We start from the raw sequence: 11,755 nt of genomic DNA, 5'->3' as shown, positions 1-11,755 counted from the left end.
CATGGGACTGCACCGGGCGCTGCGGACACTGGTCGACACCTGGGACGACCTGCGGACCCGGCTCGACGAGCAGCGGTTCGCCGAGCTGACCGAGCACGTCGAGGCTTACACCCGCGCCGCGCTGCCCGACGACCAGGCCGCGGCGGGCGAGGAGATCGCGCTGCTGCTCAGCGACGCCCTCGACCGCGACCACCCGTTCCGCATGGCGCTCGGGGAGACCGAGCACCGGCTCGCCGGGAACCTGTTCGGCGACCCGGCCCGGCTGCGCGAATCCCTTGAGCTTGGCGCTGCTCTGCGGGCGCTGCTGCCAGATCCGCCGCCGACCATGGCCGAGGTGGCGGCGGGCGCGACGGCGTGGCTGCTCGCCGCAGACGCCGTCGAGGACACGGCACTCGATCCCGCCCTCGACCCGGCCGACCTGATCCGGCTGGAGCGGGCCGACGGCGCCGGGCAGTGGCCCGCGTTCCAGTTCGACGCCGATGGGGCGCCGCTGGACACCGTGCGGGCGGTCAACCGCGTCCTCGGCTCGGCCGACGACCCCTGGGGCGCGGCGGACTGGTGGCTCGGCGCGCACGCCTGGCTGCCCGCGCCCCCGGCGGACCTGCTGGGCGAGGTCGACGCCCAACTGCTGATCGACGTCGCCAACGGCGAACGAGCGGAGGCCTGACGGTGCCCGACCACGACCCGCCCGCCGCGTACACCGGCGCCCCCCGGCGGCGCCCGCTGCCCGAGGACACCGTCCTGTGGCGCATCCACGGGAAGAAGCAGCGGCCCACGGACTTCAGCCCGCCCGCCAAGCGGTTCACGGGCGCCCGCTTCGAGGGCGCGCCGCACGACCCGTATCCCACTCACCGCGGCGGAACCGACGCGGCGGCGATCATCGCGGAAACCCTGCTGCACGGCGTTCCCCTTGACGACAAGGCTTTCCGGACGGTCCGGCGGGTCGCGGTGGCGGGCAGGCGGATCAGCGCCCTGTCCACCGTCCGCGAACTGGATCTGGTCAGCCTCTGCGACGGCCCCGACCTCGCCGCCGTCGGCCAGAACGCGTGGCTCGTCGTCAGCGCGGAAAGCGACTCGCCCCGGCTGCGCCGCTGGGCGACCTGGCTGCGCGAGCAGGCCCCGACCGCGCACGGCCTGCTGTGGCCGCCGCGCCGGGCCCCGGGGCACCGCCTGGTCGTCTTGTTCGGCGACCGGGTGGACGGCGCGGTGTTCGACCCGGACCCGCTGTTCAGCCTCGACCTTGACGACGAGTGCGGCGCGCTGTGGCTGAACGCGCTGCTCGTCAGCCAGGGCGCGCGGGTGATGCCACCACGCGCTAGGACCGGGGGCGGGTGACGGAAAGACCGGACGCCATACCCGCGATCCCCGCGGCGGAGAACGTGGTGCCGAGGTCGGCCACGACGTACCCGGTCACGAGCACGAACAGGACGGCGAGCACCACGACCACCCCGAACAGCACCCACCGGTACGCGGTGGTGCCCGGCGGCGGCGGAATCTCGGAAGGACTCACACGCTCTCCTCAACCTGATCGTCGACCGGCAGCAGTGCGAAGCCGGAGCGGGCCATCAGCCAGGCGAACGGGTGCGCTGGCGAGCGGGGCGTGCCGCGGTCGGCCAGGGACGCGACGACGAAGAAGCGGACCTCGGCGAAGTCGCGTTCTGCGGCGAGGACCAGGTTGTCCAGGCCTGCGTCCTCCAGCCAGCGCTTCACCCGGCCGGGCCGCAGCCCCTCGCCCGCGGGCAGGTCGTCGAGCAGGTCAGCCTTGACCACGACGACGGCGAGCCGCCGCTTGCCGGTGTCGACGCGGAAGTCCCGCAGCCGCCGCACGGTCAGGTGGTAGGTCTGCTCCGGGTCGTCGCGGGCCGGGTTGGCGCGCACAAGGTGCTTGTCGTCGGGCCCGGTGAGCTGGTCGCGCACCCAGCGCACGGAGAACGGGTCGACCACGAACACCAGGCCCTGCGCGTGGTCGAGGAACTCCAGTTCGGTGTTCTCGTCGCGGTCGCTGAACGACTCGCCGGGGGCGTCGAACAGGTGCAGCAGCACGCGGCGCCTGGCGCGGGTGAACCGCAGTGTGATCGCGGCGGATGGCGCGCCCGCGGGCGTTTTCACCGTGTCGCCGCCGCTGCTGATCAGCGCCGCGCCCCGGTCGAACACCTCGCGGCTGTGGTCGTCCACGAAGTCGAGGGCGGCGCCGCGCGCGGAAGCCTGGTCGCGCAACGCGAGCATGGCCGCGTAGACCAGCCGCGTCTTGCCCGCCGACACCGGCCCGAACACCGGGAGCCGCAGGTCGGTGAGCACCCCCGCGCCCGGTCGCAGCGGCCCGCCGCAGGACGGGCAGGTCGCGGTCAGCCGAGCCGCCGCGCGCAGCACCGTCGTCGGCAGGCGGGCGCCGCAGGCGCACCGCCGCCACAGCGCGCCGAGCTTGCCCGGCCGCAGGTCGTAGTGGGTCTCACCGCAGTTCCCGCAGGGGAACGCGGGGATCTTGGCGACGTGGAAGCACGTCGGGCAGCTGCTTTCCGCCTTGCGCAGCGCGCGCACTCCCCGGTCGACGCTCCCGGCGACGAGAACGACCAACAGCCAGCCCAGCCAGGCCAGGGCCAGCAGCGTCCCGCACAGGACCAGCACCAGGACGAGCCCCAGCAGCGCGCCGCCGCTGGCGATCGTGAGCAGCGGGTACGCCACGATGCCGATCACGGCGGCCGGGCCGCCGCGGTAGCGCAGCTTGTCCCGCAGCCACCGCCAGGCCCAGCCCAGGTCCCGCCAGGTCTGTTGGGCGACGGTGACCAGGTCGATCCGCCACTGCCCGACGAAGTACACCGGCCACGCCGGGTCGGGGCGGTCCGCCTGCGGCGCGACGCGCGCTTTCCCCAGCCCCGCCCGCACATCGTCCGGCCCGACGGTGAGCGGCCGCCGCCCGCGCGCGCCCGCGAGGGCCAGCAGCGCGACCCCGAACGCGGCCAGCATCCCCACCAGGAACATGACCGGCGCGATGGTCACCACGACGCTCATCGCGAGTCCGAAAAGCATCGCGGCGAGCCAGAGCACGAAGAGCAGGCCGAGCAAGGCCCCGATGATCTGCACGGTCAGCTCCTGTCGCCGCGTCTGCCGAAGAACCGGCCGGGCTTCTTCGGCTCCGCGGCCGGTTTCGGGGCGGGTTTGGCGTGCTTGCGGCGGATCGCCCGCGCGGCCGCCACGTAGGCGCGCCACTGCGCGACCCAGTCGCCGCCGCAGGCGGTCAGGTCAACCTCTACGACCGCGAGCGAATCCGACCCGGCGGCGCGAATCCACGGCCCCGCTTTAACCTCGAACCGCTCGGCGGCGCGGTCGGTCGCCACCATCGCGCACACGTAGCTCAGCGCCACCGCGTGCGGACCGGAGCGCGGCTGCCCCCACGCGGCCATCAGCGCGTCGAGCAGCGCCTCCTGCGGCCCGGACTTCGCGCTCTTGAGCACGGCCGCCGCCGTGGCGGGCGGCAGCCGGTCGAGGAGAGCGGCGGCCAGGGTCCGGGCCCGGATTTCCAGCACCTTCGGGTCGAGTTCGCCCAGGACCGCGCCCGGGGTCTTGGGCAGGTTCGGCAGGGCGGCCAGCCAGGACCGCAGCACGCTGTCGTCGTGCTGGAGGCAGCGCAGGGCAGGCTGCCGGGGTTCCCAGCCCTGGCCGGCGAGGACCGCGAGCAGGTCCAGTTCAGCGGCCGTGATCACCGTGTCGGCCAGGGCTTGGTGCACGCCGGTGGCCGCGGTCTCCCCGATCCGGCCGAGCGGGAGCCCGGCGAAGAACTTGGCCAGGTCGGCCGCGGTGGGCCGCGCGTGCCGGAACAGCGCTTTCCACGCCACGTCCGAGGCTTCCGGCTGCGGCAGCCCGCGCGCCCGGCCGACGACGTCCGCCACCACCCCGCGCTCTCCGGCGGCGAAGGCGGCCGCGGTGACCACCGCGTCGAGCGGCATCCTCGGGTCGGTCGCGGTGGGCAGCAGCAGCCGCCACCACGTGCGGCGCACCGCCGACTCGACGCCGGCGGCGCGGGCGTCGGTGAGCCGCAGCGCCAGTTCGTCGCGCAACTGGTCGACCAGCGCGTCCCGCAGCGGCCAGCGGTCCGGCTCGACGGCCGCGTCCGGATGGTCGGCCCACCACTGGGCGAACCGGTGCACCCCGTCGCGCACCCGGTCCAGGCGCGGTACGAGACCGAAGCGCGCGGCCAGCCGCAGCACGGCGCCCACGCGCGCGCCGGGGACCACCGCGAACTCGCTTTCGATCAACTCGACCGCGCCCGCGGCCCGCCGGGTGGTGAGCGCGGGCGACCCGGCCACCGGGTCCCGGCCCGCGCGCACCTCGGCCAACTCCGCCCGCAGCAGCCCCAGCCGCACCGGCTCGGCCAGCGCGCCGTCGGCGTGCGCGGCCATCGCCGCGTCGAGCACCCGCCACCCGGCCAGGTCCGGCCCGGCGTCGACCACCATCCGCGCCACCGGGTCCGCGACGTCCTCTGTGGACACCCACGGCCGGGCGGCGAGCCAGTCGGCCAGCGCGGCGGTCTCGGCCGGGGCGACCGGATCGCCGAGCACGACGACCCCGGCGACCACCCGGTCCGCCGCGGTCGGCTGGTGCTCGCCCGCGAACTGGTGCGCCAACTCCACGGCGTCGAGCAGGTCGTAGGGGTCCGCGCGCAGGAACCGCGGCGCCCAGTGCCGCGCGGCCGGGGTCGGCTCGACGTCCGAGCGCACGCCGGTGTCGAGGTTGAACACCACGTGCTCGCGGTTGCGGGCCGGATCGCCCAGCGCGCCCGCCCAGTCCGGGTGCACGGCGAGCACGTCCTGCCTGCTGAAGTTCGGATTCGTCGCGTACACGCGGAAACCGACCCGCAGCGCGCGTTCCTGCGGCAGCAGCAGCGTGCCCGCCGCGATCCAGCCCAGCACGGCGGCCGGGTCCGCGCCGACGAACAGCACCCGCTTGCGGTCCGCGCCGTCGAGCCGGTCGAACGCCGAGGCCACGGCTGTCAGCCAGGCTTCTGCGTCGGGTCGGCCCAGCACCCATTCCCGGATCGCGTCGACCCCCCACGGCCCCGGCTCGGGCTCGGCGTCGACCGGGTCGCACACCGTGCCCGGCGCGGGCCGCTCGACCCACCACGGCGCGTCCCAGAGCTGGGCGGGCCGGGTCTGGCCGTAGGCGCGGGCGTCGCCGGTGGCCAAGGCGTGGGTGAACTGGTTTCCTTCGCGCACACCGTTTGCCTCAGCGCCGAGGTAGACGCCGCGGGCGGTCACATAGCCCGCCGCGGCGTCGTGGACGTGGGTGAGCGACGGCGGGTAGTCGGCGACGGGCCGCTGCGCGCGCATCCACTCGACCGGCGCCTCGTACAGCGAGGACCGCTGGACGAACGTCATCGTCTCGTGCCCCACGCCCGGCGACACGGCCTGGAACTGGAAGCCCGCGCCGCCGCGCAACCCTTGCCCGGGAAGGCAATCGGTGTAGTAGAGCGACCGAAACCGTGGCTCGGTCATGTCGCCGCCTTGCTCACGACCTTGTCGATGATCTTGAACAGGCTGAGCAGCCACAGCAGCGGCTCGTCCACCCGGAACGGCCGGACCCCGCCCGCGCCGATCAGCTTCCGGTCGTAGTCGGGCTCCGCGCCCAGCGAGGACACGGCGAAATAGCGGAACCGCTTGTAGTGCGCGCGTAAATGCGCGTCGATGTCGTCCGCGCCGAGGTCATCGAGCAGCGCGCGCAGGTGGTCGTCGGTGTCGCGGCCGATGGCCTCGTCGTAGTGCGGGCCCTGCGGCGACTGCCGCAGCAGCGGGTGGTCGTCGCCGAGCATCGGGTAGAACGCGTCGATCTTGGAGAACACCACCGCCAGCGGCACGTCGATCTTGGCCCGCCCGCGCACGCCGTGCGTGGTCCGCAGCAGGTCCGTGACCCGGTGCAGCACGTTGACCGGCTGCTCCGCGTCGCGCCTGCCCGCGTCCGGCACGGCGATCCGGTCCCGCGCGCCCGCGAGCTGGAACGGGTCGAGCAGCACGATCAGCCCGTCGGCGGCGGCGAGGTACGCCTGCGCGTTGACGAACTCCTGGCTCGTCATGTCCTCGCCCGCCGCGTCGTAGAACGACAGGGTGGTGGTGTTGAGGACTTTCCGCCCGAGGCTGCGGCGCTCCTGCCGCCACTGGAGCACCAGCGGCACCTTGATCCCGTCGGCGGCGCTCATCGTGGACTCGAACAGCTTGCTGTCCTCGAACAGGGCCGCCTCGTACTTGGCCAGCCAGTCGCTGACCGAGCCGTCGCCGCCCTGCTGGTCGCCTGCGAACCAGATGTCGGCGCTGAACCGGCGGCGGATCTTGTGCCGCAACTCGTGGGCCAGCACGGTCGTGTAGACCGTCTTCCCGGCGTTCTTGCCGCCGACGATGCCGATCAGCGGGGACCGGCTGTCGGCGAAGTTCGCGGGCAGCGGCGTGTGGCACACCGGGCACGCCCGCACCCCGGAATCCACCTGGCACTTCGGGCACGGCGCGACGGCCAGGCCCGGGTTCTCCGCGGCGAACGTCGGCCAGGAGTCGGCGCTGTAGCCGGTGAGCCTGCGCCGGTCCTCGTCAAGCCGCTTCACGCAGCGGTCGCGCGTGCCCGCCGCGCGGCGGCCGGTGCACTGGAACAGCAGTCGCTTCGAGTCGATGCGGTGGTAGCAGTAGGGACAGGCGACTATCGGCATCAGGACACCTTCATCTGCCGAGTGGGCGGGTCGACCAGGCGCGCGGCGGCGCCCTCATCGAGGAAACAGCGGACCCAGAACGGCTTGCGCAGCTTGGGCAAGTCGGCGACCAGGTCGACCGGGTCGCCAGCGGGCAGGTCTTGGGTTTGCCGCAGCAGCACTTGGCCTTGGTCGGCGCGCAGCGGCATCACCAGGCCGGGGGCGGCGACGACGAGGACCGTGCAGTCGGGGATTTCCTGGTCCGCGGTAAGCCGGACGCGGACCGTGCCGCCGCCGACCAGCGGCCTGCGGGCAAGCGAGACGGTGTAGGCGACCGCGGGCGGGCGCGCGCCGAGCGTGAGTTCGACCGGCGCGGACACCGAATCACCGCCGGGGGTCGGGACGACACCGGAGACGGCGATCGTGACCGCGCCGGTTCCACAGTGGACGCGGCAGCCGCCCTCGCTCTGGTACTCGTGCCGGGTGATCCGCCGGAAGCCGCCGGTCCACCGCACGTCCGCGGTGCCGGTGTTCGCGGGCCACGTCCAGGACACGACGACATCGGGCCCGAGCCGTTCGCAGCGCAGGTCGGCGACGGGCGGCGCGACGCCCAGCACGTCCTCGTGCCCGCGGATCATGCCCGCCGGGCCGTGGGTGAACGGGACGTAGAAGAACCGCCCGACCGGCACGTCCGCGGTGAGGGTGCGCCACTCGCCGCGGTCGGCGACCGCGCCGCGCACCGGCTCACCGTGCCCGTCCACCGCCGCCGCGGTCACGACCGCGCCGAACGCCCACGGCGCGGGCCGGTCCGCCCGCCGCACGGTGACTTCGACGCCTTCCGTGTGCCGCCAGGTGATCGCCACCCGGGCGCCCGCGTCGCTGGGCACGGCGGTGATCCTCAGCGCGGACACCGCCCGCGCACGGCCTCGGTTTCCCGCGCGGGCCGACGTTTTCGCCGACCACAGCAGCGCCCCGTCCGCGCCGCGGTAGGCCACGGCGAAGGTGTAGACGTGATCCCCGCTGCCCGGCCGGTCGACAAACGACGTCTTGCCGCCCAGGCGCACGGGGTTATCGGCCCCGTCGCGGCGCACCTCCACCGCGACCGCGTCCGGGTGGACCTGCCACTGGGCGTCCACCTTTCCATCCACAGAGGACAGTTGTATGTCGTGTGCGGCAGGCAAAAGGTCCACGGTCGTCGTCGCCGCTTTCGACCACGCGCCGCCCTCGACCCGCGCGAACACCGCGTACCCGACCGCGCCCGCGGGGGCTTTGGCGTCGACGCACACCGAACCGCCAGCGGCCTCCCGCACCACAGAGCCGTCGTCGGGGTCGCCGGGCGCGCGGCCTGCCTGGCGGACCACCCGGTAGACCGTGTCGTCCGGGTGCGTCGCGGGCGCCCGCCAGGACACCCGCGCGCCGAGCCCGTCGACCCGCGCGGACACCTCGGCCACCGGCGGCAGCGGAACGCGCAGGACCTGCGCGGCCAGCTCGTCGTCGTCACCGGCGAGTGCGACGGCCTGCCGCAGGTGGTGCGCCGCCGCGCCCTCGTCCCCGGCGGCCAGCGCGTCCTGGGCCAGCGCGCGCAACTGGCGCACCTGCTCGGCCTGCTGGTCGACGGCGGCCCGCGCGGCGGCGGCGTCGGTGGCGTCCGACACCGTCACCAGCGCCTGCCGCGCCGCGATGAGCTTGCCCGAGGCGAGCAGTTCGGTGACCCCGGCCAGCCCGCCGACCGGCGCGCGCACAGTCTCGTTCAGCACGCTGAACACGGCCAGCCGCGCCTCGTCGTCGGCCAGCCCGGACGCGCGCAGCCGCTGCACCAGCACCCCGTCCGGCACGCCGTCCGCCCTGGCCTGCCGGACGTCTTCGAGCAGGTGGAACAGCGCCAGGGCACGCAGGTCGACCCCGGCGCGGGCGGCGGTGTTGAGGATGCCCAGCGCCTCCCGCGCGGCCTGCTCGCCGGAGCGCCGGTTCGCCCGTTCGACGGCATCGGCCACCGCGGCCGGGGTCAGGCCGTGCACGGGCACGACCCGGTCCGGCCGCAGCAGCCGCATACCGGTGGGCGGCCCGTGCAGCAGCTCGACAACGCTGCCGACCCGGGCGTCCCCGAGCCGGGCCCGCAGCGTCCTGTACACCGTGTCCTGCAAGCCACTGGCCTTCGGCAGCTCCACCGGGACTTCCCGCCGGACGTTCGCCGCGGCCAGCGCCTGGTCGACCTCGTCCGGAGCCAGCGACGACGAGGTGGCCCGCATGGTCGCGGCCAGCTGCCCGGCTGCGACCAGGCCGAGCACGCCGAAGTGCGCGCGCAGCGTCGCCGCGAGCGCGTCGACCTCGCCTTGGCGCGCCCCGGCCCGCTCGGCGGCACGCGCCCGCCACCAGGCGACCGTGTGCATCCGGTCGCCGTGCTCGCCGCGCAGGGCCAGGTCCTCGGCCAGGAACGCCTTGTAGATCGCCTTGACCGAGGCCGCTTTCCCGGTCGACGCGGCGCTCTTGTTCCAGTGCGACCGGACTTCGGCCAGCCGGGCGACGATCTCCGCGTCCGACATGCCCAGGTCGACGGCGTACCGGGACACCAGCTCGTCGGGCAGGTCGCGCACCGAGCGCCTGCGCAGCGGCTTGACCACCGCGTCCTCGTAGGCCCTCGGGTCGAACGGCGGCATCAGCCGGTGACCGTCAACCCGGACACCGTGCGCGTGGCTTCCTCGACCTGTTCGGCGCTGAGCACGCTCACCCTGACCTGGATTCGCAGCGTCTTGCCGGTGCCGCGCTCGGTGGCGGACAGGTCGAGCAGGCCCTCGTCGTCCACCCGCATCACGATGTCGATCGGCGCGCCCTCCGGCAGCGGCGGCAGGCCGTCGATCGCGCCCCGGCCCTCGGTGAGCGGCTTGTTCTCGCTCAGCTCGCGCCCGGCGACCACCCCGGACTGCTCGTACAGCTCGATCTCCACCGCGGTCTGGTCCGGCTCGACGGTGTACGCGGTCAGCGTGCGGTCGTCGGTGGGCAGCGTGTCGTTGGCGTGCACCAGGTGCTCGACGTACTCGCGGGTCGGCTCGCTGCGCCACCCCGGCGAGGTGGTGTCGATCAGCTTCACGCCGAACGCCTTCGGCAGCACGTTGTGCGTTTCCTTCACCAGGCCCTGCAACCGGGCCGAGGTGATGCCGGTGCGGGCGGCGACCGTGTCGACCGCCTCGGCCACCAGGGTTTCCGCGTCGGCGGGGCTGCCCGCCTGCGCGCGCGCCTCGTCCACCTCGCGGTGCACGACCCGGCCGAGCGCGAACAGGGCGGCCCCCTTGGTCACGGCCAGGTGCGGGTCGTGCAGCTTCGGCGTCCAGCCGAACTCCGCGCTCAGCCGCCGCGCCACCGCGGGCATACTCGACGAGCCGCCGACCAGCAGCACGTCGTCGATCGTCGTGCCGGGGCTCTTCTCGGCCAGCGTCGCCAGGGTGCGCCGCACGATGTCGATGGTCTTGTCCAGCAGGTCCTTGGTCAGGTCCTCGAACTGCGCGCGGGTGACATCGACGCGCGCCGACGCGCCCGCGCCGCGCAGCGCCACCGGCCGCGACTCCAGCCGGGAAAGCTGCTTCTTGGTCTCCTCGGAGATCGTCGCCAGCGCCTGCAGGAACTCCTCGTCGTCCTCGACGTCGACCTCCGGCGGCACCTGCTGCGCGAACTGGGTGAGCAGGTGCTCGCGCAGCCGCGCGTCCCAGTCCGCGCCGCCGAGGTGGTCGTCGCCGTCGGTGCACAGCACGGTGATCTCGTTCGCCGTGACCCGGATGACCGTGGTGTCGAACGTGCCGCCCCCGAGGTCGTAGACCAGGATCGTGCGCTCGCCGCCCTCGGTGGTCGCGTCATAGTGCAAGGCGGCGGCGACCGGCTCGGGCACGATGCCGATCACGTCCAGCCCGGCGATCTTCCCGGCGTTCTTCGTCGCGTCCCGCTCCAGCATCCCGAAGTACGCGGGCACGGTGATCACGACCTGCTTGACCTCGGAACCGGTGTGCTCGGCCGCGTCCTGCGCCAACTGCTTGAGGATCAGCGCGGAGATCGACTCCGGGGTGTGCGTCTTGCCGTCGAAGATGCGCGGCGCGTCGGCGCCCATCTCCCGCTTGATCAGCGACACCACCCGGTCCGGGTTCGTCACCGCCGAGTTCTTCGCCACCGAGCCGACGACCACGTTGGACTCGTTCTCGAAGAACACCACCGACGGGGTGGTCTCCAGGCTCTCGGTGTTGCGGCACACGCTGGGCCTGCCGGTCTCGTCCACATAGGAGATGGCCGAGTAGGTGGTGCCCAGGTCGATGCCGAACACCCGCAGATTCGTCTCAGACATCGGTGCTCTCCGGTTCGGCTGGCGGCGTCCAGCGCCGCACATGGACCCGCGCCGGGGTGGTGACGCGATCGGTTCGGGTGTCGAGGTAGCCGTCGGCGACGACCGCGGCGACCGTGCCGTCCTCTTCGGCCGACGCGGCGGCGACGACCTTGACCGCGCGGTGCGCGCGGGCGGAGAACGAGTCGCCCACCTCTGGCCGCACCGGCACGGTCCCGCAGCGTTCGAGGGCCTGCTCGACGCTCAGCGCGAACGAGTCGAGCAGGTCGGCCATCTGCGCGCGGGTCACCTGCTCCGGCAGCCCGGCGGCCTGGCGGGCCAGGTCGTCGCGCAGCTTCTGCAGGTCCACGATCACCGGCCGCAGCAGCAGGTTCCGCTCGCCGACGCGCAGCCGCTCGACCTCGGCGTGCAGGTTGTCGATCACGCGCTCCCTGGCCTCGGCGCGCAGGTGGTAGGCGCGGGCCGCCTCGGCGAGCGCGGCGGCCAGGTCGTCGGCTTTGTCGTCAGCTTTGTCGGCGGCCTGCTCGCTGGCACTGTTGTCCGGCTTGTCTTCGGCCTGGCTATTGGCGCTGTCGCCGGTTGTGGAATCGGGCGCGCTCACCTTCTCGGCAGCCGCGTCGGGCGGCGCGACATCGATTGATCCGTCCACATCAGACACTTCTCGGACACCGGCCTCTCGATTTCCGCCGTCGGAGGGGAACTCGCCACCACGGGCGTGGCAGAGCTTTCCCAGTTGTAGCTGACAGTCAAGGCCACCCCCGGGTCGA

9 protein-coding genes are annotated in these 11,755 nt (G+C 73.8%); 2 read left to right on the top strand and 7 right to left on the bottom strand.

Annotated elements, in window-relative coordinates; all coding sequences use genetic code 11:
- Position 1 precedes the first annotated feature (1 nt).
- Positions 2-667, top strand: coding sequence for a hypothetical protein (locus BLS56_RS12785; RefSeq protein ID WP_091450231.1), 666 nt, complete (start codon positions 2-4; stop codon positions 665-667).
- Between the two features lie 2 nt (positions 668-669).
- Positions 670-1,335 carry an RES family NAD+ phosphorylase gene (locus BLS56_RS12780; protein WP_091450230.1) on the top strand — a complete coding sequence of 222 codons (666 nt, stop codon included), beginning with the start codon at positions 670-672 and terminating at the stop codon, positions 1,333-1,335.
- Here BLS56_RS12780 and BLS56_RS12775 read toward each other — a convergent pair.
- The 7 genes from BLS56_RS12775 to grpE are packed head-to-tail and all read right to left on the bottom strand — an operon-like array spanning position 1,316 to position 11,637.
- The gene (locus tag BLS56_RS12775; protein ID WP_091450229.1) at positions 1,316-1,510 is read right to left on the bottom strand and encodes a hypothetical protein; all 195 of its coding nucleotides are present in this window, start codon (positions 1,508-1,510) and stop codon (positions 1,316-1,318) included. The two genes, BLS56_RS12780 and BLS56_RS12775, sit on opposite strands and share 20 nt — an antisense overlap.
- Entirely contained in the window at positions 1,507-3,081 is a 1,575-nt protein-coding gene (locus BLS56_RS12770; RefSeq protein ID WP_228771592.1) for a TRAFAC clade GTPase domain-containing protein, read from the bottom strand. The genes BLS56_RS12775 and BLS56_RS12770 overlap by 4 nt, the downstream gene beginning before the upstream one ends.
- Positions 3,082-3,083: 2 nt before the next feature.
- Positions 3,084-5,489 carry a GTPase-associated protein 1-related protein gene (locus BLS56_RS12765; RefSeq protein WP_091450228.1) on the bottom strand — a complete coding sequence of 802 codons (2,406 nt, stop codon included), beginning with the start codon at positions 5,487-5,489 and terminating at the stop codon, positions 3,084-3,086.
- Positions 5,486-6,685 (bottom strand): TRAFAC clade GTPase domain-containing protein, encoded by a 1,200-nt coding sequence (locus BLS56_RS12760; RefSeq protein ID WP_091450227.1) that lies wholly within the window; start codon positions 6,683-6,685, stop codon positions 5,486-5,488. Before BLS56_RS12760 ends, BLS56_RS12765 begins: the two co-directional genes overlap by 4 nt.
- Positions 6,685-9,321, bottom strand: a complete 2,637-nt coding sequence (locus BLS56_RS12755) for a fibronectin type III domain-containing protein (RefSeq protein WP_091450226.1) — start codon at positions 9,319-9,321, stop codon at positions 6,685-6,687. Before BLS56_RS12755 ends, BLS56_RS12760 begins: the two co-directional genes overlap by 1 nt.
- Positions 9,321-10,991, bottom strand: a complete 1,671-nt coding sequence (locus BLS56_RS12750) for an Hsp70 family protein (protein WP_091450225.1) — start codon at positions 10,989-10,991, stop codon at positions 9,321-9,323. The genes BLS56_RS12755 and BLS56_RS12750 overlap by 1 nt, the downstream gene beginning before the upstream one ends.
- Positions 10,984-11,637 carry a nucleotide exchange factor GrpE gene (gene grpE / locus BLS56_RS12745; protein WP_228771591.1) on the bottom strand — a complete coding sequence of 218 codons (654 nt, stop codon included), beginning with the start codon at positions 11,635-11,637 and terminating at the stop codon, positions 10,984-10,986. The genes BLS56_RS12750 and grpE overlap by 8 nt, the downstream gene beginning before the upstream one ends.
- Positions 11,638-11,755 lie beyond the last annotated feature (118 nt).

The organism is Actinokineospora iranica, assembly GCF_900101685.1.
Classification (GTDB): domain Bacteria; phylum Actinomycetota; class Actinomycetes; order Mycobacteriales; family Pseudonocardiaceae; genus Actinokineospora; species Actinokineospora iranica.
Note: the sequence above shows the minus strand (reverse complement) of the source record. Positions and strands in the feature narration are given on the sequence as shown.

Bases quoted from the DNA above. Each gene is read 5' to 3' on its own strand.
- BLS56_RS12785 (WP_091450231.1), top strand. From the start codon at position 2: ATGGGACTGCACCGGGCGCTGCGGACACTGGTCGACACCTGGGACGAC.
- BLS56_RS12765 (WP_091450228.1), bottom strand. From the start codon at position 5,489: ATGACCGAGCCACGGTTTCGGTCGCTCTACTACACCGATTGCCTTCCC.
- BLS56_RS12760 (WP_091450227.1), bottom strand. From the start codon at position 6,685: ATGCCGATAGTCGCCTGTCCCTACTGCTACCACCGCATCGACTCGAAG.
- BLS56_RS12755 (WP_091450226.1), bottom strand. From the start codon at position 9,321: ATGCCGCCGTTCGACCCGAGGGCCTACGAGGACGCGGTGGTCAAGCCG.
- BLS56_RS12750 (WP_091450225.1), bottom strand. From the start codon at position 10,991: ATGTCTGAGACGAATCTGCGGGTGTTCGGCATCGACCTGGGCACCACC.